This is a genomic window from Curtobacterium sp. ODYSSEY 48 V2 (assembly GCF_023712625.1).
Classification (GTDB): Bacteria; Actinomycetota; Actinomycetes; order Actinomycetales; family Microbacteriaceae; genus Curtobacterium.
In genome coordinates, this window is the sequence record NZ_JAMAXX010000071.1 from 1 (window position 1) to 284 (window position 284).

General features: G+C 58.8%; 1 rRNA gene. It reads right to left on the bottom strand.

Features of this window, described 5'->3' with window-relative positions:
- Positions 1–191 precede the first annotated feature (191 nt).
- A 23S ribosomal RNA gene (locus M3666_RS16530) occupies positions 192–284 on the bottom strand; the annotation flags it as partial.

A 284-nucleotide genomic window follows, 5' to 3' on the forward strand; every position in this document is an offset into this window, starting at 1 on the left:
CCTATCGTCAGCCCTACATCCTTACACCAGGTTCACCTTACGGATACCATCGCCTGGCTCAGCTACCTTCCTGCGTCACACCTGTTCATACGCTAGCCGCACCAGCATGGGGTCGAGCGTTAGACCGGACACCATCACCCCGAAGGGATCCGGTAACCCGGGTTAGGACTCTTAGCACCACTGGATTAGCTTGGGCGGTTGTTCGCCGGTACGGGAATATCAACCCGTTGTCCATCGACTACGCCTGTCGGCCTCGCCTTAGGTCCCGACTTACCCAGGGCGGA